Raw genomic sequence first — 22,938 nt, forward strand, 5'->3', positions numbered from 1 at the left:
CGGCGATGTCGGCCCGGGCGAAGGGCACAGGTGAGTCGAGGTGTTGTACGGACATGTCAGGTCGCGCACAGACTTCCGTCCGCATGCCGAGAGCCGTCCCGGCCCTCCGGGCAGGGGATTGACTCCCGCGTCGACGGCGTCCGATGATGCTTGACAGTGCTTGAACACACTCATATGACGCGGATATTGCGCATCTTCGAACATCCACGTGCAGGCCTGGGTGCATGTCGAGATCCGGCTCTCGGGATCTCGACAGCGATGGCGGCTCTGTGGCGACGCGACATTCGGGAACGCCGATGACGACGGGAAGCTCCGCGGCGCTGCTCCCGCCTCTACGTTCCGCAACTCGTGGTCAGGGCCGCGGTTTGCGCCTGGCGGAGGCCGCGGACGACGTCCGCGCGATATAGGCCTTCGACGCCGCCGCGCAGCGGACGGCGTCGAACTCCGCGGCTCGGATGACCCATTGTGGTCGTAACCGGATCGCGGCACCCCCCAAGACCCATGACGAGGGGGCGGGCTCACGCGATCGCACCGCCCATCAGCGGCTCGCGAGCCCCGGCCGCGTGCGACTCATCGGTCGGCCTCCTTGAGGAATGCCTGGAAACCGGACCCGAGTGGGTGGTCGTGCCACACGTCGATGTCGGTCGATGGTCTCGGCCGCGACACCACGTAGGTCTCCTCCGCGGGCTCGTCGCCTCCCCGCACAGCGGCGATGGCGCTCTCGAGGCGAGGAAGCAGGCGTACGGCCGTGGCGGCCACCCCCAGCGCCCCGATAATCACCAGCAGTCTCCGGCGCATTCCTACTCCATCTGAAATCATCTTCAAGCATTGCCACGCATCATCGGACGCCAGGGTCCGCAACTGCGTCCGGGTGGGCTGCCGGATGGGATCTCCATGGCTGCCGCGCCGCGCGGGGACGCCACTGGCGGAGAACGAGGGGTACAGCCGTGTCCTTGCCCACTCGGCCGGGGAGCCCGGTCCGGGAGGCGGTTGTCCGCCCGCCCGGACCGGGGTGGGAAGCAGATCGATGATGGAAGTGCTCATGTGGGCTTCGTGTTTCCCGGGGGTGTCCCGGGCCGAGGGTCGTTCGGGTTACTTGACCGATCCGGCGGTCAGGCCCGATACGACGTGTTTCTCGATGTAGGCGAACAGGATCACGACCGGCACGATGGCCACCACCGATCCCGCGAAGAGGTACTGCCATTCCACCCGGTAGGCGCCGAGGAAGCTGTTGATGCCGACGGTGAGGGGTTGTTTGTCCGGTGTGGTCACCAGTACCAGGGCGACGGTGAATTCGTTCCACGCGGCGATGAAGGTGAAGATGACCGCCGTGACGATGCCGGGCATCGCCAGCGGCAGGGTGACCCTGCGCAGTGCCCCGAGACGGGAGGCACCGTCGATCATCGCGGCCTCCTCCAGCTCGACCGGGATCGCGCTGAAGTAGGCGGTCAGGATCCACACCGAGAAGGCCAGGTTGAACGCGCCGTTGACGAGGACGAGCGCCCAGTACGAGTCGAGCAGGTCCAGGATGTAGAACTCGCGGTACAGGCCCACCAGCAGGGAGGTGGGCTGGAACATCTGGGTGACGAGCACGAGCATCAGGAACACGCCCCGGCCGCGGAACCGTTTGCGCGCGGTGTAGTACGCCGCGGGCAGGGAGACCACCAGTACCAGGAGGGTGGACATGCCGGCGACCAGGAGCGAGACCTTGAGGTTGTCGCCGAGGGTGGACTTGTCCCACACGTCGACGAAGTTGGCCCATTCGAACCTCGACGGCAGGTAGCCGTCGCCGGTGAGTTCGTCCTTGGGCCGCAGCGCGGTGATGCCCATCTCGATGTAGGGGGCGACGAAGACGATCGCGATCACCCACGCGAGCGCGCCGAACCACAGTTGTCTGTGGCTGTACTTCGAGCCCCCGAGCACGGACTTCCTTCGTCCGGGCGTGTTCCCGCCGGCCGCGGCACCCGAGGGCTTTCCGGTGGTGCCGGTGTCCGGCCTGCGGCCGGCGGCGGCGGTGCTCGTGCTCATCGGTCGGTCTCCTTGTTCCCGCGGCTGACGACGAGGAAGAACGCGACCAGGATGATGATCATCGCGAAGTTGGCCACGGACATCGCGGCGCTCTCGCCGATGTCGGACGCCTTGAGCTGGTACATGAACACCGTGGTCGTCGCGGTCTCGTAGCCCGGTCCGCCGTTGGTCATCGCCCAGATGATCGGGAACGAGTTGAAGACGTTGATCAGGTTGATCACGACCGCGACCAGGATCGCGGGCTTGAGGAGCGGCAGGGTGATCGACAGGTAGGTGCGCCAGGTGGACGCGCCGTCGATCTTGGCCGCCTCGTAGACCTCGCCGGGTACGGTCTGCAGGCCCGCGAGCAGGGTGTAGGTGGTGAAGGGGAGCGATACGAAGACGGCGACCGCCATCATCCACGGCATCGCGGTGGACGGCCTGCCGAGCCAGTCCTTGCCGGCGTCCATCAGGTGCAGGTCGACCATGAGCGTGTTGATCGCGCCGTGACTCTCGTGCAGCATCCATTTGAAGACGACGGCGGTCATGAAGACCGAGGCCGCCCACGGCACGATCATCGCCCAGCGGGCGAACCGCCGGCCGGGGAAGTGCTGGTTGAACAGTTGCGCCAGGAACAGCGACAACACGAGCGTGATGGCCACGACCACCAGCACCCAGACCACGGTGTTCCACAGCACGGCCACGAAGTCCGGCTCGTCGAACAGCTTGGTGTAGTTGTCGGTGCCGTTGGATCCCACCACGATGCCGGTGCGACGGATGCGCTGGAAGGAACTCCAGACCATCACGACCACGGGCCACAGGACCACGACACCGATCAGGAGGACGGCCGGGCCGATCCACGGCAGCGGGGCCAGCGCCTTCTTGACTCTGGTGAGAACGTTGGGTGTTCCGCGTATGGCGGTTTCGCGTACGGCGGTTTCGGCCACGAGGCCGTCCTCCTCCTTCGGAGCTGGGACGTGTAGTCGGCGACGTGTCAGCTCTTCTGCTGGGCGACCGCTGCTTCGGCTTCCTTCTGGAGCTGGTCCAGCACGTCCTTGGGCGACTTGCCGGAGACCGCGCTGCCGAGCTGTTCCTTGATCTTGGGCGAGAGCACGTCCCACGCGACGTCGTTGAGCGGGTAGAACTTCGCCTTCGGGAGCTGGTCGATGTACGGCTTGAGGCCGGCGTTGGCGGGGTTGGCCGTCATCTTGGCCATCACCGACTTGGTCACCGGCGGGAAGCTGTACTGCTCCTGGAACTTGAGCTGCTGGTCGGTGCTGAAGGCGTGGTCGAGGAAGGCCTTGATCTGGTCCTTCCTGCCGTTCTTCTTGAACGCCATCATCCAGTCGCAGACCCCGAGCGTGTCGGTGAGCGGACCGGTCTTGCCGGGAATCGCCGCGGTCGCGTACTTGAGGTTCGGGTAGTCCTTCTTCAGCGTGGCGATCATGGTGGGGTTGCTGTTCACCATGCCGACGCTGCCGCCGTAGAAGTCGGTGTAGACGTCCTTGCGGTTCTTGGTGCCGGGGTTGGACTCGGTCAGGCCGGTCTTGACCAGGTTGTCGTTGACCCAGTTCAGGGCCTCGACGTTCTGCGGGCTGTTGACCGTGTACTTGCCGTTGGTCTGGTAGCCGCCACCGTTGCCCAGCGCCCAGTTCATGAACTCGCCCTGGGCCTCCTCCTTGCCCAGCGGCAGGCCGAAGGGCACCTTGGCACCGGAGGACTTGAGCTTCTCCGAGAAGGTCTTGACCTCGTCCCAGGTCTTCGGCGGCTCGGTCAGACCGGCCTTGGCGAACAGGTCGGTGTTGTAGATCAGCTGCCGGGTGCTGGAGGTGAAGGGAATGCCGTACTGCTTCCCCTTGACCGTCGCGGCCGGCGTGAACGACTCGATGAAGTCGGCCTTGGTGGCGGGCGACATGACGTCGTCGACCGGGTAGAGCAGGTCGTCGACGACCTTGTCGGCATAACCGCCGGTCTGCAGAAGGTCGGGCATGTCGTTGTTCTGGATCATGGTCGCGACCTGCTTGTCGATGTCGTCCCAGTTGACGACCTGCAGGTTCACCTTGATGCCGGGGTATTTCGCGTTGAAACTCGAAATCACGCCGTTCCAGTACTTCTGCATGCTGCCGTCGCCGCTGCCGTAGTCGGCCACGACCAGCTTGATCGACCCGTCCTTGGGCGCACCGGCCTCACCGGAGGCGCCGGGCGTCGCCTTGTCCTCGTCCTTCTTGTCGTCCGAGCCACCACACGCCGACAGAAGCAGTGCGGCCGACAGTCCTGTCGCCGCCAATGCCATCAGGTGCCGCTTCATCGCAGTACCGCCTTCAAATCTTCGGGAAAACAGGACCGTTGGTGAGAGGTTGGCCGCGCTCGTGATGCGCACACATGCGCAAAACTGTTCGCAACGTGGACTTGGTGAAAATTGTTGAGCAACAGCGAGCATTTTGCGGACTCGTCGTGGCGGCAGTCAACACCTCGCCGGAGAAAGATCCGCACCGATCCCGAAGGCCGGACGCAGGGTCTAGACCAATCCGACGAGGCAGTCGGGGCACGTCAGGCAGGACGGCCGGGTGCGCGTTGCGCACTTCACTGTGGAGGTTTCCGGTGTCTTGCGATGCGCTCCGCTTCGGCGATCCGGTCGCCCGCGGGCTCGCTTGAGCGACCGAATGGTGCCCAAACGGGCGATGAGATTGCTTGATTTTGAGCAGATGTGCTAGACATCAAGCAACTTCGAGCAGTCACAGTGCATCTCAAGTTGCATCTGCGCATAGGAGTCGCATGCCGACCACCAACCCGTCCCGCACCACGACCACGCTTGCACCGCTGCGGACCCACCTGGAATCCGAGGGCACCCGACTCGCCGGCATACGCACCCTCGCCCGGGACGCCGGATCGGCCGGTGAATGCGTGATTGCCCTGGACGTCGGCGGCACGGGCATGAAAGGTGCGCTGTTGGATCGACGCCTGCGGCCGTTGGCCGCCGTCCGTCGGGCGACGCCGCGCCATGCGGGTCCGGACGCGGTGGTGGCCGAGATCGCCGCCGTCCTGATGGAACTCGCGGAGTGCGCCGAGGCCGGCGAGCTGACGGTCTGCCGGGTCGGGGTCGTCGTCCCCGGGGTCGTCGACGAGGATCTGGCCCGTGCCGTGTACTCGGCGAACCTCGGCTGGCGCGACCTCCCGCTCGCCGACCTCCTCCGGGAGCGGACCGGTCTTCCGGTCGTGCTCGGTCACGACGTGCGGGCGGGCGGCGCCGCCGAATGCCTGGTGGGAGCCGCCCGCGGTGCCCGCTACGTGTTGTTCGTGGCGATCGGGACCGGCATCGCATCCGCCGTCGTCAGCGACGGGCGGCCGGTCCGGGCGAAGGGCTACGCGGGCGAACTCGGCCACCTTCGGATCGACCCGGACGGCGCGGTGTGCGGCTGCGGCGGCCGCGGCTGCCTCGAAACGGTGGCCTCCGCATCCGCGATCGCCGCCGCCTACACCGCTCGGTCGGGCCGACCCGTGAGCGGTGCCGACGAGGTCGCCGCGCTGGTGGCCCGCGGCGACGCCGATGCGCAGGCCGTGTGGGATCGCGCGACCAAGGCGCTCGGGGCCGCTCTCGCGATCGCCACGACACTGCTCGCCCCCGAGTTGATCGTGCTCGGCGGTGGTCTCGCCGAGGCCGGCGAACTCCTCTTCGGTCCGGTCCGCGCCCGCCTGGCCGAAGGGCTGACGTTCCAGCGCCACCCGAGCCTGGTCCGCGCGGAACTCGGCGACGAGGCGGGCTGCCTGGGCGCCGGTGTGTACGCATGGCGCGCGGCGGACGATGCGCACGGCCCCGCCCGTACCGAGGAACCAGGGCTCCTGTGATCCTCACGGGTCACGCTCGACGCCGCCCTCGACGTCACCTACGTCGTCGACCACGTCGTCCCGCGCTCCCGGCTCGCCTCGCTCGCCCTTGCGCGAGTCTCGTGCGTGCCGGCGGATGAACACGACAGCGCGCAGTTTCCAAGCGGTCGATACGTCGCCGCAAACCCGGATGAAGGTGGGATCGCACCACATGCGTGAACTGATGCTCGTACGACACGGCGAAACCGAGTGGACCCGGTCCGGCCGGCACACGGGCCTGACCGACATTCCTCTGACCGCGGAGGGCGAGGCGCAGGCCAAGGCCGTCGGGTCGTTGCTCGCGGGGCGCGAGTTCGCGCTCGCGCTCGTGAGCCCGCTCGGGCGGGCTCGACACACGGCCGAGTTGGCCGGGATCACCGGGGGCGAGATCGAACCCGACCTGGTCGAGTGGGACTACGGCGGCTACGAGGGCATCACCACCCACGAGATCCGCGAGAGCGTGCCGGGCTGGCTCGTGTGGCGCGACGGGGTGATCCCGGGCGACGCCGACCACCCCGGCGAGTCCATCGTCGACGTGGGCCGGCGGGTGGACCGGGTGCTGGCGCGGGTGCGGCCCGTGCTGGCGGCCGGTCACGACGCGGTGCTGGTCGCGCACGGGCACCTGCTGCGAGCGCTGACCGCCCGCTGGCTGGGGCTGCCGCCCGAGGACGGCCGGCTGTTCCGCCTGGAGACGGCTCGCCTGTGCACACTCGGCTACGAGCGCGAAGAGCCGGTCCTGCTGGGCTGGAACATTTCATGACCGATCCTCCAGGCTGCGGCATCGCGGCGCCCGAGTGAGTGGTCGCCGACGGTTTTGATCCGGGCCCGCCGCCGCACACGACGTCCGCCGGCGGCGCCCATTGCGCCGCCCGAGGCGACACGCAGGCGTCGTTCGAGAAGGCCTACGGACTCTGCTCGCAAGACGCGCACGGCGACGTCGTCATCGGTGCCGGTCGTCGAGGCGACCTCCACGCGAGCGGCGCCGGCGGGTCGACGAAGTCGCTGCCGGCGGGCCCGTGCGTCGGGGCGTCCCGGCGCACGGGGCGGGGAACTACGCCAAGGCTGTGAGCAGTTCGTCGACTCGGGTGACCGCCTCCTCCGGGGCGCCCGCGGTGATGGAGGCGCCGATGCCGACCGCGATCGCTCCCGCCGCGATCCAGTCCGGGGCGTGCGCGGGGGTGATACCTCCGGTGGGGACGAACGGGATCTGCGGCAGGGCCGTGCGCATGTCGCGGAAGGACCGGGGGGTCCATTGGCTCGCGGGGAACAGCTTGACGGCGTCCGCGCCGGCGGTGACGGCCGCGATCGCCTCGGTGGGGGTGGCCACTCCGGGGATGGCGCTCGCGCCGTGCCGGTGCGCGGTCTTGATCACGTCGCGGTGCAGTGACGGCGAGACCAGGAAGCGGGCTCCGGCCGCGACGGCGGCGCGTGCCGAGGCGGCGTCCAGGACGGTGCCGGCGCCGATCAGGGCATCGGGGTGCTCGTGGGCGATCGTGTGGATCGCTTCCAGGGCGTTCGGCGTGGTCAGCGAGATTTCGACGACGCGCAGAGAGGTCGCCAGACACGCACGGGCCATGCGTTCGGCCTCGGCGGCACCGGTGGCGCGGACGATGCCCACGACGCGTTGACGGGTGATCAATTCGAGGTGTTGCCAGCGGTACACGTGATGACGCCCTTCTCGGCGGTGTGAACGAGTCGGCGCTGTGGGCGTCCGCCTCGGTGGCGTGGGCAGGTCAGCGTTGCACGGCGTCCGCGAACCCGGTCAGGGCCGCGTCGCGTTGGTGGGCGGTGGGCAGGCCGTCGAGGTCCCCCGGGACCTGGACCGCGTGGGCGGCGACGACCGCGGCCTCGGCGAGCGCGGTCGGCACCGGCAGACCCCGCAGGTACGCGGACAGGAACCCCGCGTCGAACGCGTCGCCCGCCCCGACCGGGTCGCACGCGGTGACCAACCGGGCCGGTTCGGCCCAGGTGTCCGTGCCGTCGGTGGCCCAGGCGCCCCGGGCGCCGTCCTTGACCACGACCAGGCGCGCTCCCAGATCAAGGAAGTACCGTGCCGCGGCGGCCCGTTCGGGTGATCCGCTCAACAACGCGGCCTCGTCCAGACCGGTCAACACCAGATCGGCCCGTTCGGTCAGCGGCCGCAGTAGGGGGGACCAGTGCTCGGCGGCGAGCAGTTTGCGGCGCACGTTCGGGTCGTACGAGACCAGCACGCCCGCCGAACGCGCGGCTTCGACCGCGGCCACACACGCGTCCAGGGCCGTCGCCGACAGCGCCGCGGTGACGCCCGTGACGTGCAGGATCCGGGCGGAGCCGAGCCAAGCCGGATCGATGTCCTCGCGCGCGAGGCGGCTGCCCGCCGAACCGGCGCGGTGGTACAGGACCTCGATGGCCCGCTCGGCATGGCAGTCGCGCACGATCAGGCCGGTCGCCGCGGCCGGGTCCACTCGGGCGCGGGACACGTCCACACCCTCGCCGCGCAGCGTGCGCAGCACCGTGCGCCCGAACGCGTCGTCGCCGACCCGGCCGAACCAGCCCACCCGGTGACCCAATCGGGCCAGGGCCACGGCCACGTTGGACTCGGCCCCGGCGATCGAGCGCCGGAACCTCTCGGCGTGGTCGAGCGGCCGGCCGGGCTCGGCCAACAGCAACGCCATCGCCTCGCCGAAGGTCACGACCTCGGGCGCGCTCACGCCGCGACCTTCGGCAACAGGTAGGCGAATTCCTCGACGAAGCGGTCCACCAGGGCGAGTTCGGTGCGATCGAGAATCCATCCGGGGGCCCGGCAGTGGGCGGACGCGAACCAGCCGCGCCGCACCGACACCAGCTTTTCCGCCGCCACGATCAACTCGACGTGCTGCATCCACGTCGAGATGTACGGCAGCAGCCTGCCGTGCAGCGCGCGCGCAGCGGCCCCGTCGCCGAGGGTGTGCAGCCGCCAGATCTCCTGGTAGATCTCGACGAACGAGCAACCCGGCTGCACCCCGACCGCGCCCGCGTCCAGGGCGGCCGGCAACTGTACGCCCGCGTAACCCACCATCGCCGGCAGCGGGCGGGGGCCGTGACCGAGCGCCGCCACCAGTCGGTGCGGCGGTTGTGATTCGACCTTGACCATCCGTAGGTTCGGGTGCGCCGCAGCCAACTCCCGGATGCCGTCGGCGTCGAGCGCGGTTCCCGTCTGGGCGGGGGCGTACTGCAGGATCACCGGCAGCGATGCCACCGCGTCCAGCACGGCGGCCAGGTGCGCGGTCACCGCGTCGCGCGTCGGCCCCAGGAAGTGCGGCGGCAGCAGGTTGATCGCGTCGGCCCCGGCCTCGACCGCCTCGTGGGCGCGGGCCAGCGCCGACACCGTGCCGTGGTCGGGGATCGAGACGATCGCGCAGACGTCCTCGCGGTTTCCGGTGTGCCCGAGCAGGACGGCCAGCAGGCGGGTGCGTTCGGCGTCGGAGAGCTTGTGGAACTCGGACGCGAAACCCGGGAACATCACCGAGCCCACGCCGGTGTCGAGGACGCGCTCGACGACGGTGGAAAACCCACCCTCGTCGAGCGAGCCGTCCGGGTGGAAGGGCACCTCCAGGACGGGGGATACGCCCGGTATCGCGGGCAGGTCGGTGGTCATGGCACTCCCCGGGGAGAACGTCGAAGGACTGCGGAAGACTGCGAAGGCCGTCGAAGGGACGTCCGCGGATCAGAACGCGCTGCGCGGCGGCACGTCACCGCTCGCGCCGACCAGGAAGTCGAGGTCGACGCCACGATCGGCCTGGAGTACGTGGTCGGTGTAGAGGCGGGTCCAGCCGCGGCTCGCGTGCTCGGCCGGGGGAGTCCATGCGGCCCGCCGGCGGGCGAGTTCGTCCTCCGCGACGTGCAGGACCAAAGACCGTGCGGGGACGTCGAGTTCGATCTCGTCGCCGGTGCGCGCGAGCGCGAGCGGTCCGCCCACCGCGGCCTCGGGCGCGACGTGCAACACGCACGTGCCGTACGCCGTGCCGCTCATTCGCGCGTCGGAGACGCGGACCATGTCGGTGATCCCGCGCTCCAGCAGCTTGCGCGGCATCGGCAGGTTCCCGACCTCCGGCATGCCCGGATATCCCCGCGGTCCGACCCCGCGCACCACGAGCACCGTGTTCTCGTCCACGGCCAGGTCGGGGTCGTCCGCGACCGCCGCGTACTCCTCCAGGGAGTCGAACACCAGCGCCGGGCCCCGGTGCGCGAGCAGGTGCGCCGAGGCGGCGGACTGTTTGATCACCGCGCCGTCGGGGGCCAGCGAGCCGCGCAGGACGGCGGTGCCCGATCCGGCCGGCTGCACCGGGTCGGTGAACGCGCGCAGCACCCGTCGGTCGTACACCTCGGCGCCTTGGACGTTGTCCGCGAGCGAACGGCCGGTCACGGTGATCGGATCGCGGTGCAGGTGCGCGGCGATGTCGTTGAGCAGTGCCGGCAGCCCGCCCGCGCCCGCGAACTCCTCCATCAGGAACCGCCCGGAAGGCATCAGGTCCACCAGCAGCGGCATGTCGGCGGCGAGCCGGTCGAAGTCGTCGAGGTCGAGCGGAACGCCGACCCGGCCGGCTATCGCGAGCAGGTGCAGCACGGCGTTGGTGGATCCGCCGATCGCCGCGTTGACCACGATCGCGTTCTCGAACGCCTCGCGGGTCATGATGTGCGACGGGCGCAGCCCCTCGCGGGCCAACTCGACCGCGCGGGCGCCACTGGCCTCGGCCAAGGTGCCGCGTCGCGCGTCGACGGCCGGCAGCCCGGAGGCGCCCGGGAGTTGCATGCCGAGCGCCTCGGCCAGGCAGGCCATCGTGGACGCGGTGCCCATCGTCATGCAGTGTCCGGCCGAGCGGTTCAAGCTCCCTTCGAACTCCTCGAAGTCGGCTCGGCTGATCCTGCCCGCGCGCAGGTCCTCGGTCATCCGCCAGATGTCGGTGCCGGAACCGACCGCCCTGCCGCGGAAGCTGCCGTTGAGCATCGGACCGCCGGTGAGCATGATCGCGGGCAGGTCGACACTGGCCGCGCCCATCAGCGCGGCGGGTGTGGTCTTGTCGCAGCCGGTCAACAGGACGACCGCGTCGAGCGGGTTCGCACGCAGCGACTCCTCGACGTCGATCGCCATCAGATTGCGGTACAGCATCGAGGTGGGCCGCAGGAACGGCTCGCCGAGCGACATCACCGGGAACTCCAGCGGAAATCCGCCCGCTTGCAGCACCCCGCGTCGCACCGCGTCGGCCAGGATGCGCAAGTGCCCGTTGCACGGTGTCAGTTCGGACCACGTGTTGCAGATGCCCACGACCGGGCGCCCGTCGAAATTGTGTGCGCCGAAACCGGCCGCGCGCAGATGGTGGCGGGCGATGAACCCGTTCTTGTCCCCGTCGCCGAACCAGCTCCGGCTGCGTGGTGCGGGAGGGGCCTGCGGCTCCATCGGTGATGCTCCTCGGTGGGTGTGCGGGTGGCGCGGTCCGGATCCACGGTCAGGGCGCGCGCAGGTCTTGGATGGTGTCGGAGAGGTGGTCGGCCATCGCATTCGTCGCCGCGTCCGCGTCGCCGCTCGTGATCGCGTCGAGGATGCGGGCGTGGGCGAGCAGGGCGCGGCCCTGGCTCAGCCCCGCGCGGGCGCGGCCCTCGAAGCTCGCGCGCCGGGTCTCGAGCAGGACGCCCTCGAGGGATTCCAGGATCAGGGTGAGCATGCGATTGTCCGCGAGTTCGGCGATCGCGTGGTGGAAGGCGACGTCGAGTTCGACGAAGCGGTCACGGTCGTGTTGACGGCCGGCCATCTCCTCCAGCAGCGCGCGGGCCGGCGCGGGGTCCGCTTCGCCGGCCGCGACGCGCTGGGCGGCGCGGCGGACGAGTTCGCCTTCGATGACCCGCCGGGTGTCGACCAGGTTGTCGAGGTCGAGCGACTGCTGACGGAGCCGGAATTCGAGCATCTGCCCGAAGACGCGCGACGACGGAATCGTCACGCGCGCGGGCCTGCCCTGGCTGGAGGCCAGGATCTCGCGGGCGACCAGCGTACGGATCGCCTCGCGCACGGCGAGCCGGTTGACGCCGAACTGTCGCGCCAACTCGCCCTCGGACGGCACCTCGTCGCCCGGGCGCAGACCCAGCGTCATGATCCGCTCGATGATCCGCTCGGCCATCTGGTCGGCCAGCGTCGACCGCCGCATCCGCTCCGGATGGCCCGCTTCACCCCATGACGCGCTGCTTTCGCTCATCGTCTCGACATTCCCCTCGTGTGCGCGTGCTCTTGCCGGCAGTGCTTCGGCCGTCACCGTACGGCTCGTGACCATCCGTCACATCCACGGGTCGATCACGATCTTGCCGACCTCGGTGCCGTCGAGTCGGTAGCCGCCCTCCGGAGACAGCGCGTCCACCGCGTCCTGCGCGCGGTCCAGGGGCAACCGGTGGGTGACCAGCGCGGCGGCCGCGTCGCCGAGTCCCTCCACCACGCGCAGCGCCGTGCGGAACGCGTCGGGGGTGTATCCGCTGACCGCGACCAGGCGCGCGTCGCGCGAGAGCAGGTGGCGGTAGGGGTTGATCGACGCGTCGCCGACGTCGGAGAAGTGGCCCAGTTCGATGTACGTGCCGCCGGCGGCGAGGCAGGACAGGCCCTCGGCCAGGGTGGCGGGTACGCCGGCGCACTCCATCACGACGTCATAACCCAGGCCGCCCGGCGAGACCGCGGTGACGTGCTCGATCCGGGCGGCGCCGTCGCGTACCTCGCCGATGTCCACGACGGTGTCGGCGCCCAGCGCGCGGGCGATCCCCAGACGGCGCGCCGGACCGCCGATCGCGGTGATGTGTCCGGCCCCCAGCGCGCGGGCCGCCGCGATCGCGAGCAGTCCGATCGTGCCGGTGCCCTGGACCAGGACGGAGTCGCCGTAACGAAGCCCGGCCCGGGTCAGTCCCTCGATCGGGGTCGCGGCCGGTTCGGTGAGCACGGTGACCTCGGCCGGAGCCCGGGTGACGAACACCCGGGCCCGGGCCGATGTGCACAACACGTACCGTCCCCAGCCGCCGCCCGCCGGTCGCTCGTCGGGGTTCGCGAAGCCGATCACGTCCCAGTCGTCGCATGCCGGCACCCGGCTGCCGCGCCTACAGGACGGGCAGACGCCGTCGGGCGTCGCCGGCATCACCACGACCCGGTCGCCGATCGCGAGCCGCCGTCCGCTCACATCGGAGCCGAAGCCTGCGCCCAACCGCTCGACGGTACCCACGAGTTCGTGGCCCAGCGTGGCCGGATACCCGAAGTCCGGGATGTGGCCGCGCTGGATGTGCAGGTCGGTGGCGCAGACCCCGGCAAGTTCGACCCTCACCAGCATCTGGTCGTCGAGTACGGGCGGGAGTGGCTGCTCGCGCACCACCAGGGGGCTGTCGGGGGCGGGGAGCGTCACCACGCGGTTCACAGTCGGATCAGGCATGAGTCATACCTATCAGATAAGCAGCCAGGTAGCGCAAGCCCTGAAAATGCGCCCTCGTTCTCTCCCCGTGTCTCCCACCTGCATCTTTGGAGGAACGGCAACTTCCCGGGAAGTTGCGGATGGGTAAACAGTGCGATCGGTACCCTGTCTGCCTCACAGCTTGTCTGATAGGCATGGCCATGTCGATCAACGACGACGACGCCGGCCGGCATCGACCGGCGGGCGAGAACCCGCCGGGGCCGCTCGACCCAGGGGCCACCGATCACGACCCTCACGACAGGAGCCGAACGACGTGTTCTGGCAGGGACGCACCGCACTGGTCACCGGATCGACGCGCGGCATCGGCGCCGCGACCGCCGAGCTCCTCGCCGCGGACGGTGCGACCGTGATCGTCCATGGCCTCGACCCGGACGAGGGCGAGGCCATGGCCTGCACACTGCGCGCCGCCGGCGGCGCGGCCCATTTTCTCCCCGCCGACTTTCGGGACGAACGAGCGCCGCGGGACCTGATCCGCCGCACCGTCGAGCTCACCGGCCGGCTCGACGTCCTGGTCAACAACGCGGGAGCGAACGTGTTCGCCGGCGCCGAGGCGGCCGACCTCGACACCTGGAACCACGCGCTCGACCTGGACCTGCGCGCGGTGTGGTTGTGCGCCCGGGCCGCCGCCGAGGTGATGCGCGGACCGGCCGCGATCGTCAACGTCGCGTCCAATCACGCGTTCGCGACCATGCCCGGCATCTTCCCGTACAACGTGGCCAAGGCCGGCGTCGTCGCGCTGACCCAGTCCCTCGCGATCGAACTCGGCTCCCGCGACATCCGGGTCAACACCGTGGTCCCCGGCTACATCGACACCGCCGTCAACGAGCGGTACTTCGCCGGCTTCGCCGACCCGGACGCCGAACGCGCCCGCGTCGAGGCCCTGCACCCCCTCGGCCGGATCGGCCGCCCGCAGGACGTCGCCCGCGCGATCCGATTCCTGGCCTCGGCCGAGGAGTCGGCATTCGTCACCGGCACCTGCCTGACCCTCGACGGTGGCCGCTCCGCCCTGCTCCAGGACCCGGATCCCCGCGCCGTCCACTGATCCTTCGCCACCCACCCGTCTCCGGAGGGAAACGCCATGCCGTCGCAGGCCACGCCATGAACGGGCCGATACCCCGCCCGAACGCCGTCACCCGCCGGTCCTTCCTGTCCCGCGCCGGCGCCCTCGCCCTCGCCGTACCCGCCGCGGGCGCGCTCGCGGCGTGTGCCCAATCGACCCAACTCGGTGTCACCGGCGACGGCGAGCAGAACGCCGACGCCTTCACCGCCGCGAACATCGACTGGCAGGCGGAGAAGGGCACGACCCTGATCCTGGGCGCCGAACAGCATCCATGGATCACCGCCGTCCGCCCGTACCTGGCCCAGTTCCGGAAACTCACCGGAATCACCCTGCAGATTCAGGTGTCCGGCGAGGACCAGTACGTCGCCAAGATGCCGATCACCCTCGCGGGCAAGTCCGGCACGCCCGACGTCTACATGGTCTGGTCCTACGGTCAGGCCGTGGAGTCGGGCTGGCTGGAGCCCCTCGACGGATACCTGAACGACCCGACCCTGACCGACGCGGCGTGGTACGACCAGGCCGACGTGTTCACCACCGCGCGCGACTACGTGCGCCGCGCGGACGGCTCCACGTACGGCGTCGCGATCACCGCCGAGGCACAGGTCACCTTCTACCGGCAGGACGTGGTCACCGATCCCGCGTCCCTGGCCGATTTCGACGGCTTCCACGACGCGGCCCGCCGCGCGGGCGAGTCGGGCAAGACCGCGGCCGGGGTCGCGCTGCGCGGCAAACCGACCGCGGACGCGATCGCGTGGCCGGCCGCCGGCTACGTGTTCTCCTACGGCGGCTACCTCGTCGACCCCGGCGGCGGCCTCGCCCTCGACTCCCCACAGGCGGCGGCCGGCGTGCAGAAGTACGCCGACATCGTCAAGTCCGCATGCCCCAAGGGCGTCTCGACCTGGTCGTGGTTGGAGATCACCACCGCCATGCAACAGAGCCAGGTCGCGATGCTCCAGGACTCCTCGAACGCGTCCATCGACCTGCGCGACACCAAGAAGAGTCGCTTCCCCGACCTGATCCGAGCCGCCGCCTTCCCCGCCCACGACGGCGTCAGCAAGCCGAACATCTTCCACTGGATCATGGGCATCAACGCGCGCAGCAAGCACAAGCGCGCCGCCTGGCTGTTCCTGCTCTGGGCCACCAGCCGTCCCGGCGCCGCCCAGATCGCCGCCTCCGGTGGCACCCCACCACGGGTGTCCGCGTGGCAGGACCCGCGCTTTCGCGCCTCCTTCGGCACGGACGCGGCCGACGCCGCGCTCGCATCGCTCCTGCGCGCCGACAGCCGGCCGATCACCCTCGCGTGGATGCACCCGCAATGGCCCCGGATCGGCGACGCGTTCGCGCGCGCGGTCAACTCCGTCTTCACCTCCGACCGCAGCGCGCAAAGCGCGCTCGGCGAGGCCCGACGCACACTCAAGGGGGTGCTGTGACGAACACGACCACCCTCACCCCCGTCGAGCCGGCCGCCGCCGGCTCCGCCGCGAAGCGTCCCGGTCGCCGTGCCGGTACGGTCGGCGGGGATTCGCGGGAGATGGTGCGACTTCGGCGGTTCATGCTCACCCCGATGACGGTCATCCTGCTCGGCCTGACCGCGTTTCCGTTCGCCTACTCGCTGTGGATCAGCCTCACCGACCGCACCGCGAGCGGAGGCGGCGACTTCGTCGGACTGCGCAACTACGCCGACCTGTTCGGCAACGACCAGTTCTGGCACGCGCTGCGACTCACCCTCGTGTTCTGCGTGGTCGCGGTCGGCGCCCAGATCGTGCTCGGCTTCCTGGTCGCGCTCGGCCTCAACGGGCTGCGCCGCGAACACCGGTTGCTGCGGGCGGCGTTGATCCTGCCGATGGCCGCGACACCGGTCGCGGTGCTGTTCGGCTGGAAAGTGCTTCTCGACCCCTCCCAGGGCGTGGTCAACTGGCTGCTCGGCGAGATCGGTCTGCCGCAACCCGACTGGCTCGGCACACCGACCATGGCGATGGTCACGATGATCCTGGTCGACGTGTGGATGTGGACGCCGTTCGTCGTGGTCATCCTCCTCGGGGCACTCGGCGGCCTGCCCGCCGAGACCATCGAGGCCGCCCACGTGGACGGCGCGCGCTGGGCGCAGCGACTGCGTTACGTCGTCCTGCCCCACATCAAGCCGTTCCTGATGCTGGCGCTTCTCTTCCGCGGCATCGACTCGCTCAAGGCGTTCGACAGCTTCCAGGTCCTCACCGCAGGCGGACCCGGTGACGCGACCACCACGCTCAACATGCTCGCGTACCGAACGGGACTGCAATTCCTCGACTTCGGCAAGGGCGCGGCGGTGTCCACGCTGCTGCTGATCGTCGCGATCGTCTTCGGAAAGGTGTTCATGCGATTCATGCGACGGGAGGCTCGGGCATGAGCCGCGGCCGATCCCCGATGGAGGCCCGCCCGGCGACCGCCGCGCTGCGCGCCTTGGGCCTGACCGTGTTCACGCTCTGGAGCCTGTTCCCGATCTACTGGCTCGTGCAGATGGGCTTCAAGAAGCCGCTCGACCAGAACTCGATCCCGCCGAAGTGGATCTTCGAACCGGTGCTGGACGCCTACCGGCAGGCGTTCACCGACGCGCCGATGCGGGCCCTGTTGCTCAACAGCCTCCAAGTCGCGGTGCTCGCGACCGCGATCGCCTTGGTGGTGGGCCTGTTGGCGGCGTACGCGCTCGTACACCTGCGCACGCACCAGGCCCGCGACTACGAGTTCTGGGTGCTGTCGACCAGGATGGCACCACCCGTGGCGGTGGCCCTGCCGTTCTACCTGGTCTACCAACACACCGACCTCCTCGACACCCTGTGGGGCCTGGCCCTGATGCATGTGGTGATCGTGATCGGCGTGGTGACCTGGATCCTGATCGAGACGTTCGACGGAGTGCCCCGCGAACTCCTGGAGGCCGCCCAGATGGACGGCTGTTCGCACTGGGGCGCGTTCCGCAGGGTGATGGCACCACTGGCCGTCCCCGGGCTGGTCGGAGCCGGGGTGCTGTCGTTCCTGCTGTCCTGGAACGAGTTCTTCTTCGCGCTGATCCTGACGTCGAACCACACCACGGCACCGGTGGGCCTGTTCAACTTCGTCGGCTTCCAGTCGGTGAACCTGGGCGCGCTCGCGGCCGCGGCGACGGTGTTGCTGATCCCGGCGTTCGTGATCGTCCTGGTGTTCCAGAAGTTCCTGGTCCGAGGGTTGACGATGGGCGCGGTCAAGGGCTGAGGAGCCCGACGTCAATCGACTCCTCGTCCGCCGTGGTGAAGCCGGTAGTGCTGGGCGAGGAGATCACGTCCGTAGTCGTTGCCGTTGGGCGCACGCACGATGGTGTGCACGTGATAGCGGGCGGGCTCGGGATTGGCGAGGAAGACACCGGGATGGTTGTCGTACTCGACCAGGAGCACGGGGGAGTGGATCCGGTAGTAGAAGGCGCACTCGTCGTCGTGGCCGCCGCGCCAGGCGAACCGCGTCTCGTCGAAGTGATCACGGACGAGCGCCAGGGTGCGCTCGGCCTGTGGCGGCGGGAGGCGGTCGAGATAGACCCGGATCAGCTCCACGAGACCGTCGCGCTGGTCTGCCGGGAGGCTCGCCGCGACGATCCCCTCGGGAGGCAGGATGAGGTTGTCGCTGCCCGCGCCGGCGAGATGTCGCCCGTTCCACGGGCCGGCGAGCTCGGGCGGAAGGTCTTCCGCGCGCAGCGACGACCCCATCAGGAACTCTTCCTCCCGGTCGGGGTCCAGAACGCGGCGAAACGCCAGGGCGACCTCGGTCTCGTCGCCCAGGGCGCGGACGCCCTCGAACCGCCCCGTCCCGGTCGTCGGTTCGGCGCCGAGGAACACGGGGGCGAGAATCACCTGCCCTCCGACGAAGACGCAGTGCAGGTCCACGTGATGACCCATCAGCTGCCATCCCCACGGGGAGTCGCCCGAGGGGGTCCCGAAGACGGTGAACCAGTAGGCGAACTCCGTAAGGGTGTCCCGGTAGTCGTCGATGAGCTCGCCCAGGTTCTCGTTGAGCGCCATCACCGCGCGCACCTGGGCGTAGCCGGCACGGCTGAGACTCGCCTCGACGACGGCGAGTGCGCGGTCGCGGTCCCGGTCGGCGAGCCGGTCCAGGCGCATGCCCTTCGGGTGCCACGTCGGGATCGCGTTCGTCCACAACCGCCATTCCGGGGCATCCATCGGTAGGGCGCCGACCACCCTCTGGTGGGGCGCCAGTCCGTCGAGGTAGGTCCGGGCGGCCACGACGGCGGAGTACGGGGATATCCCCGCACCGTCGAGGCGGTAGAGGCCCGGGCGCGGCGTGCCGTTCTCGGTGACGCCGACATAGGGCTCGAGATGACGGCGTAGGCCGGCGGTCAGCTCGAAGGCCGCCTCCGGGGGCAGCAGGTCGTCGTACAGATGGGAGTCGACGATCGGCAGATCGCCACGAGTGCTCGGCAGGGGGAATTCTTCCGGGTGTCGAGGGCTGGACATCGGTCTCCTTACTCGGTGGGAACAGCGAGGACGTCGCCCGGCAGGAGGAAGCGGTTCTCGATCCGTCGGGAGGCGATGAGCCACCGACACGCCTGTCCGTCCGGCTCGCCGACTCGGACGAAGCGGTCGAACACGTCGGCGACCAGCACCGGAACGGTCGTCGCAATGGGAGGTTTGCCGTCCTGCGCGTAGAGCACCAGGGCGGACACGGCCTCGACGAGATCGCTCTCGTGACGGAGGACGTGGAAGTTGGACATCAGGTGACGCGAGACCCGCGGTCCCCGTGCGGCGCGGTCGCGGTACGCGCCGTCGATCTCGTCGGTGCCGCGGAAGGTCCTGCGCGAGAAGGTCAGTTCGGCGTCGGCGGTGAAGAAGCCGGCTGCCGCCGAACCGTCAGCGTGGTCGATCTCGAACCACAGCGCCGTCACCAGCATCGACAGATCGGTGTGCACGCGGGCGAGGGTCGGCCGGCCGTCGATGCGCGCGTCGGCGGTCATGGGCCGACCGCCGTCGCGGCGGTGCGTACAGCGCTCACCAACGTGTGTGCGCCCTGACGCAGCATCGTGGTGTCGGCCCCCAGGACGAGGAAGTCGTACCCACGACGATCCAACAATTCCGACGCGTTGCCCGAGGCCGTGGTGCCCAGGGTGATGCGGTGGTCGACACAGCGTCGTTCGGCCGCGGTGACGAGGTCTGCGAGCCTGCCGTCACCCTCGCGGGACCGGCTGGAGACCGCGAGGTCGGTCGGGCCGATGAAGACCGCGTCGACGCCGGCGACCTCACCGATCTCGACGATCGCCGAGAGAGCTCCGATGCTCTCGGCCTGGACCACGAGGCGGACCTCGTCATTGCCGGACCGCAGGTAGTCGCCGAGAGCGTCGAGTCCCCATCGCCCGGCTCGCCCGGAGGTACTGGCGCCGCGTCGTCCGAGCGGAGGGAAGCGAGCCGCTCGCACGGCGTCCCGCGCCCGGGCGGCGTCGTCGACCTGCGGGACGAACAGGCCGGCCGCACCCGCGTCGAGCGGGACCTGGACGTCGCGTGGTGCGGTGCCGGCGACCCGGACGAACGGGGCGAGCCCGCAGCCACGGGCCAGTCCGATCATGGTCGACATCGTGTGGGTGTCGATCGCGCCGTGCTCGGCGTCGATCACGACGAAGTCGAACCCGGCGAGTGCGAGCAACTCGACGCTCTCCGGTGCGGGGAGCTTGACCCAGGCACCGAGCCGAGGGAACGCAGCGGCCGTCACGGGTGGGTTCCCCGGTAGTCGCCGGCGTTGAGTACCCAACCCCGCGCGAGGAAATCCTCGCGCGGCGGGGCGAAGACGTCGATGAGCGTGTGCGGGCCCGCGCCCACGGCGCGGGTGGTGTGCACGACGGTCGGCGGGATCAGTGTCATCGAGGGACTACCGACCCGGACGTGCTCATCGTCGCGCCACTCACTCATCCGGGGGGTCCACGGGACCCGGAGGTGATGGGCGTAGTTCCCGACCAGGGTCACCGACATCTGCTCGAAGTCCCCGTGGGAATGCGGCGAGAGCCGTTCGGTGTCGCGTGGCCCCTCGTGCACCGGAAACCAGTTCACCATCAGCGACGTCGTCCGGAAGATCCGGCCGAGGCGTCCCTCCTCGTCGGGTACGTCGCGCATGCGATGCACCCGGATTCCGGTGCCACCGGTGGTCGCGATGGGCTCCGGTAGCGGTGCGGCCCGCAGATCGACCCCGACGGCGTGGTTGACGGCCCGCCTCATCTGCTCGTCGCAACGAGCGGTGAACACCCGCGCCACCGTGGTCGACGACGTCGCGTGCACGGCACTGGTGCCGGCCGGTACGACGACGAGTGCGGGTTCGGACACGGACACCGGTGTCCGGTCGTGGTGCTCCACGCCCACCACCGCGTCGTCCTGGACGAGCAGCACGTACTCGTCGGGCAGGTCGTGCTCGGTGAGGCGGTCACCCGCTTCGAGTTCGGTGATCGCGACCACGAAGTTCCGGCCGCACACCGACCACGTCCGGCTGCCACCGACAGAGACCAGGTCCGGATCACGCTCCGAGATCTCGTCGACGACGGAGCTTCCTACGATTGCAGCGATGGTCATCAAACCTCTCCTGTGCTGCCGCGTGAACGACATGGGCTTCCGGCCGGGCCGGCCGGGGCAACGATCGTGAGTTTCCGAGCGCATCGATCGACCGAGCCGGAGCATCGGCGTCGTGGACCGGCAGCCGGCGGTCGGCGGGGATCGTCCTACACCAGTGCGGACACCGTGCCTCGGATGCCGAACAGCGACTTCCCGTAGATCTCGGCGGCCACCTCGGGGTTGAGGACGGCGTGCCGGCTCCCGGTCTCGACGTCGCGCCAGATGCGCTGCAGCGGGTTGGCCTCGCCGAAGCTCGAAGCCCCTTGGGCCGAGCACACGATGCGAACCGCCTCACGCGCGTGGACCGCCGCCATCCCCGCGTCCATCCGCATTCGTGCCCGGGCGTCGTAATCGGGGAACACCCCGGCCCGCGCGGCCTCGTCGATGTCGGCGGCGGCGCGGTAGGCGTGCAGCTGGGCGGAGTCGGCGAGCGACGCCGCGTTCGCGGCGGCGAGTTGGATGGTGGGTGCGTCGGCCTGGGAGGCGTAGCCCGTCATGGTCAACGCTCGCCGCGGGGCCTTCTCGGCCAGGAGATCGACGGCGGCCGCGGCCAGCCCGAGCTGCGGCCCGGTCAACACGAGCGCGGCGGCCGGCACGAACGGTGCCCGGTAGAGCGCCTCGTCGGTGAAGGGTGTGGCGTAGCGGCCCTGGACGGCGTCGGGGACGGAGTGGAAGCGGTGCGCGGGCACGAACAGGTCCTCGCCGAGGAGCGTGTTCGACGCGGTCCCGCGCATGCCCGCGACGAACCAGGTGTCCTCGATGGTCAGTTCCGACATCGGCGCGAGCACGATGCCGACGGCGTCCGACGTGCCCTCGGCGTCCGGCCGGGTGACCCCGAGGACCGCCCAGTCGGCGTGGGCGCACCCGGAGGCGGGGGCCCAGCGCCCGCTCACCCGGTACCCGCCTTCGACAACGCGCGCGGTACCCGAGGGAGTGACGACGCCGGCGACTCGGGCGTCGGGGGTGTCGGCCCAGACGTCGTCCTGGGCTTGGGCGGGGAAGAGGCCGACGAACCACGCATTGGCGTTGAGCAGTGCGGCGACCCAGGCGGTGGAGCCGCAGGCACGCCCGACCTCGCGGCCGATCTCCAACAGGGTGCGGTAGTCGGTCTGTAGACCGCCGTAACGGGCGGGCTGCATCAACGACAGCAGGCCGGCTTCGGCCAGGGCGTCGATGTTCTCCGCGGGCACCCCACGCTCGCGGTCGGTCGTATCGGCGTTGCCGGCCAGCAGCGGTCGCAGTTTGGCGGCGCGCTCGACGAGGTCGGCCCGCAGCATGCGCGCGGCGTCGGTGGTGCGGGGGGCGTCCATGATGATGCTCATCGTCGTCACTCCGGTGTCGGGGGCCGTGCGGGGTACGGGTCAGCTCGCGTCGGCGAGAAGGGAGTGCGTGCCGAAGACCCGGCGCGCGTAGATCAGCGGGGCAGTGGAGGTCGACTCGGCCTCCTCGACGTGCACGACGAGCAGGACGTGGTCACCGCCGTCCAGGTGGCGTTCGACGCATCCGGCGGTCCAGCCCGCAGACTCGGGCAGGTAGGGCAGTCCGGCGCGGAGGGTCCAGGTGACGCCGTCGAACTTCAGGCCCGGGCCCCGGTGTCGGCGGGCGAAGGTCGACGCCAACTCCTGCTGGTGGGAGGCGAGGATGTTCACCCCCACCCGGTCACCCGGCTGGAGGTGGGCCAGCAGACCCGAGGCGCGGTCCAGGGCGAAGCTCACCAGCGGAGGGTCGAGCGACAGCGAGGCGAAACTCGACACGGTGCTGCCGTGCGGTCGTCCGTCGGCGGTCGTCGCCGTCACCACGGTGACCGGGGAGCACACCCCGCTCATCAACTCGACGAAGGTCTCTCGGTCGATCATCATGCGCCTCCCGGTGTGTTCGAGTCCGTCTGTCGGGGTGCGTGGCCTCGTGCGTCACCGCGTCCGACATCACCCAGTGAACTTCGACTCCC

At 70.0% G+C, this 22,938-nt stretch carries 22 protein-coding genes; 6 read left to right on the plus strand and 16 right to left on the minus strand.

What is annotated here, in order from left to right; all coding sequences use genetic code 11:
- Positions 1–570: 570 nt before the first annotated feature.
- The 4 genes from OG948_RS53475 to OG948_RS53490 all read right to left on the minus strand — a co-directional run bounded on the left by OG948_RS53475 (position 571) and on the right by OG948_RS53490 (position 4,315).
- Positions 571–798 carry a hypothetical protein gene (locus OG948_RS53475; RefSeq protein WP_331772330.1) on the minus strand — a complete coding sequence of 76 codons (228 nt, stop codon included), beginning with the start codon at positions 796–798 and terminating at the stop codon, positions 571–573.
- Positions 799–1,092: 294 nt separating this feature from the next.
- Positions 1,093–2,028 (minus strand): carbohydrate ABC transporter permease, encoded by a 936-nt coding sequence (locus tag OG948_RS53480; RefSeq protein WP_331772331.1) that lies wholly within the window; start codon positions 2,026–2,028, stop codon positions 1,093–1,095.
- On the minus strand, positions 2,025–2,954 hold the full coding sequence (locus OG948_RS53485; RefSeq protein WP_406300747.1) for a carbohydrate ABC transporter permease: 930 nt from the start codon (positions 2,952–2,954) through the stop codon (positions 2,025–2,027). Before OG948_RS53485 ends, OG948_RS53480 begins: the two co-directional genes overlap by 4 nt.
- 47 nt (positions 2,955–3,001) lie before the next feature.
- Entirely contained in the window at positions 3,002–4,315 is a 1,314-nt protein-coding gene (locus OG948_RS53490) for an extracellular solute-binding protein (protein WP_331772332.1), read from the minus strand.
- Positions 4,316–4,782: 467 nt separating this feature from the next.
- On the opposite strand from OG948_RS53490, the gene OG948_RS53495 reads away from it, so the two are divergent.
- Entirely contained in the window at positions 4,783–5,853 is a 1,071-nt protein-coding gene (locus tag OG948_RS53495; RefSeq protein WP_331772333.1) for an ROK family protein, read from the plus strand.
- A 190-nt stretch (positions 5,854–6,043) separates the two neighbouring features.
- On the plus strand, positions 6,044–6,631 hold the full coding sequence (locus tag OG948_RS53500; RefSeq protein WP_331772334.1) for a histidine phosphatase family protein: 588 nt from the start codon (positions 6,044–6,046) through the stop codon (positions 6,629–6,631).
- A gap of 291 nt (positions 6,632–6,922) precedes the next feature.
- Here OG948_RS53500 and OG948_RS53505 read toward each other — a convergent pair whose 3' ends face one another.
- From OG948_RS53505 to OG948_RS53530, 6 genes are all read right to left on the minus strand, one after another.
- A complete protein-coding gene (locus OG948_RS53505; protein WP_331772335.1) occupies positions 6,923–7,534 on the minus strand; it encodes a bifunctional 4-hydroxy-2-oxoglutarate aldolase/2-dehydro-3-deoxy-phosphogluconate aldolase in 612 nt (203 codons plus the stop codon).
- Between the two features lie 70 nt (positions 7,535–7,604).
- Positions 7,605–8,561, minus strand: a complete 957-nt coding sequence (locus OG948_RS53510) for a sugar kinase (protein ID WP_331772336.1) — start codon at positions 8,559–8,561, stop codon at positions 7,605–7,607.
- Positions 8,558–9,487 carry a dihydrodipicolinate synthase family protein gene (locus tag OG948_RS53515; protein ID WP_331772337.1) on the minus strand — a complete coding sequence of 310 codons (930 nt, stop codon included), beginning with the start codon at positions 9,485–9,487 and terminating at the stop codon, positions 8,558–8,560. Before OG948_RS53515 ends, OG948_RS53510 begins: the two co-directional genes overlap by 4 nt.
- Before the next feature lie 69 nt (positions 9,488–9,556).
- Positions 9,557–11,287 carry an IlvD/Edd family dehydratase gene (locus OG948_RS53520; RefSeq protein ID WP_331772338.1) on the minus strand — a complete coding sequence of 577 codons (1,731 nt, stop codon included), beginning with the start codon at positions 11,285–11,287 and terminating at the stop codon, positions 9,557–9,559.
- Positions 11,288–11,336: 49 nt separating this feature from the next.
- Positions 11,337–12,077 (minus strand): FadR/GntR family transcriptional regulator, encoded by a 741-nt coding sequence (locus OG948_RS53525; RefSeq protein WP_331772339.1) that lies wholly within the window; start codon positions 12,075–12,077, stop codon positions 11,337–11,339.
- 78 nt (positions 12,078–12,155) lie between these two features.
- Positions 12,156–13,283: a zinc-binding dehydrogenase gene (locus OG948_RS53530; RefSeq protein ID WP_331772340.1), complete on the minus strand. Its 1,128-nt coding sequence runs from the start codon at positions 13,281–13,283 to the stop codon at positions 12,156–12,158.
- A 292-nt stretch (positions 13,284–13,575) separates the two neighbouring features.
- Between OG948_RS53530 and OG948_RS53535 the strand changes: the two genes are divergently transcribed.
- From OG948_RS53535 to OG948_RS53550, 4 genes are read left to right on the plus strand one after another with little or no spacing between them, the layout of a single operon-like run.
- Positions 13,576–14,364, plus strand: coding sequence for a glucose 1-dehydrogenase (locus OG948_RS53535; protein ID WP_331772341.1), 789 nt, complete (start codon positions 13,576–13,578; stop codon positions 14,362–14,364).
- Positions 14,365–14,420: 56 nt separating this feature from the next.
- A complete protein-coding gene (locus OG948_RS53540) occupies positions 14,421–15,812 on the plus strand; it encodes an extracellular solute-binding protein (RefSeq protein ID WP_331772342.1) in 1,392 nt (463 codons plus the stop codon).
- The gene (locus tag OG948_RS53545) at positions 15,809–16,768 is read left to right on the plus strand and encodes a sugar ABC transporter permease (RefSeq protein WP_331772343.1); all 960 of its coding nucleotides are present in this window, start codon (positions 15,809–15,811) and stop codon (positions 16,766–16,768) included. The genes OG948_RS53540 and OG948_RS53545 overlap by 4 nt, the downstream gene beginning before the upstream one ends.
- Complete coding sequence (locus OG948_RS53550) at positions 16,765–17,607, plus strand: carbohydrate ABC transporter permease (RefSeq protein ID WP_331772344.1); 843 nt, start codon at positions 16,765–16,767, stop codon at positions 17,605–17,607. Before OG948_RS53545 ends, OG948_RS53550 begins: the two co-directional genes overlap by 4 nt.
- 11 nt (positions 17,608–17,618) lie before the next feature.
- Here the strand turns inward: OG948_RS53550 and OG948_RS53555 are convergent, their stop codons facing one another.
- From OG948_RS53555 to OG948_RS53580, 6 genes are all read right to left on the minus strand, one after another.
- Positions 17,619–18,857, minus strand: a complete 1,239-nt coding sequence (locus OG948_RS53555) for a DUF3500 domain-containing protein (RefSeq protein ID WP_331772345.1) — start codon at positions 18,855–18,857, stop codon at positions 17,619–17,621.
- Positions 18,858–18,865: 8 nt separating this feature from the next.
- A complete protein-coding gene (locus OG948_RS53560) occupies positions 18,866–19,354 on the minus strand; it encodes a nuclear transport factor 2 family protein (protein ID WP_331772346.1) in 489 nt (162 codons plus the stop codon).
- Complete coding sequence (locus OG948_RS53565) at positions 19,351–20,103, minus strand: aldolase/citrate lyase family protein (protein WP_331772347.1); 753 nt, start codon at positions 20,101–20,103, stop codon at positions 19,351–19,353. The genes OG948_RS53560 and OG948_RS53565 overlap by 4 nt, the downstream gene beginning before the upstream one ends.
- Positions 20,100–20,951: a hypothetical protein gene (locus OG948_RS53570; RefSeq protein WP_331772348.1), complete on the minus strand. Its 852-nt coding sequence runs from the start codon at positions 20,949–20,951 to the stop codon at positions 20,100–20,102. Before OG948_RS53570 ends, OG948_RS53565 begins: the two co-directional genes overlap by 4 nt.
- 146 nt (positions 20,952–21,097) lie before the next feature.
- Positions 21,098–22,312, minus strand: a complete 1,215-nt coding sequence (locus OG948_RS53575) for an acyl-CoA dehydrogenase family protein (protein WP_331772349.1) — start codon at positions 22,310–22,312, stop codon at positions 21,098–21,100.
- A 39-nt stretch (positions 22,313–22,351) separates the two neighbouring features.
- Entirely contained in the window at positions 22,352–22,849 is a 498-nt protein-coding gene (locus OG948_RS53580; protein WP_331772350.1) for a flavin reductase family protein, read from the minus strand.
- Positions 22,850–22,938: the final 89 nt, after the last annotated feature.

The sequence above is a fragment of the Embleya sp. NBC_00888 genome (assembly GCF_045207655.1).
In the GTDB taxonomy this organism is placed as follows: Bacteria; Actinomycetota; Actinomycetes; order Streptomycetales; family Streptomycetaceae; genus Embleya.

What these genes read in the sequence shown, in the direction of transcription:
- OG948_RS53495 (WP_331772333.1), top strand. Translation starts at nt 4,783, where the DNA reads ATGCCGACCACCAACCCGTCCCGCACCACGACCACGCTTGCACCGCTG.
- OG948_RS53520 (WP_331772338.1), bottom strand. Translation starts at nt 11,287, where the DNA reads ATGGAGCCGCAGGCCCCTCCCGCACCACGCAGCCGGAGCTGGTTCGGC.
- OG948_RS53560 (WP_331772346.1), bottom strand. Translation starts at nt 19,354, where the DNA reads ATGACCGCCGACGCGCGCATCGACGGCCGGCCGACCCTCGCCCGCGTG.
- OG948_RS53570 (WP_331772348.1), bottom strand. Translation starts at nt 20,951, where the DNA reads ATGACCATCGCTGCAATCGTAGGAAGCTCCGTCGTCGACGAGATCTCG.
- OG948_RS53480 (WP_331772331.1), bottom strand. Translation starts at nt 2,028, where the DNA reads ATGAGCACGAGCACCGCCGCCGCCGGCCGCAGGCCGGACACCGGCACC.
- OG948_RS53555 (WP_331772345.1), bottom strand. Translation starts at nt 18,857, where the DNA reads ATGTCCAGCCCTCGACACCCGGAAGAATTCCCCCTGCCGAGCACTCGT.
- OG948_RS53575 (WP_331772349.1), bottom strand. Translation starts at nt 22,312, where the DNA reads ATGAGCATCATCATGGACGCCCCCCGCACCACCGACGCCGCGCGCATG.
- OG948_RS53515 (WP_331772337.1), bottom strand. Translation starts at nt 9,487, where the DNA reads ATGACCACCGACCTGCCCGCGATACCGGGCGTATCCCCCGTCCTGGAG.
- OG948_RS53475 (WP_331772330.1), bottom strand. Translation starts at nt 798, where the DNA reads ATGCGCCGGAGACTGCTGGTGATTATCGGGGCGCTGGGGGTGGCCGCC.
- OG948_RS53530 (WP_331772340.1), bottom strand. Translation starts at nt 13,283, where the DNA reads ATGCCTGATCCGACTGTGAACCGCGTGGTGACGCTCCCCGCCCCCGAC.
- OG948_RS53525 (WP_331772339.1), bottom strand. Translation starts at nt 12,077, where the DNA reads ATGAGCGAAAGCAGCGCGTCATGGGGTGAAGCGGGCCATCCGGAGCGG.
- OG948_RS53490 (WP_331772332.1), bottom strand. Translation starts at nt 4,315, where the DNA reads ATGAAGCGGCACCTGATGGCATTGGCGGCGACAGGACTGTCGGCCGCA.
- OG948_RS53550 (WP_331772344.1), top strand. Translation starts at nt 16,765, where the DNA reads ATGAGCCGCGGCCGATCCCCGATGGAGGCCCGCCCGGCGACCGCCGCG.
- OG948_RS53500 (WP_331772334.1), top strand. Translation starts at nt 6,044, where the DNA reads ATGCGTGAACTGATGCTCGTACGACACGGCGAAACCGAGTGGACCCGG.
- OG948_RS53580 (WP_331772350.1), bottom strand. Translation starts at nt 22,849, where the DNA reads ATGATGATCGACCGAGAGACCTTCGTCGAGTTGATGAGCGGGGTGTGC.
- OG948_RS53540 (WP_331772342.1), top strand. Translation starts at nt 14,421, where the DNA reads ATGAACGGGCCGATACCCCGCCCGAACGCCGTCACCCGCCGGTCCTTC.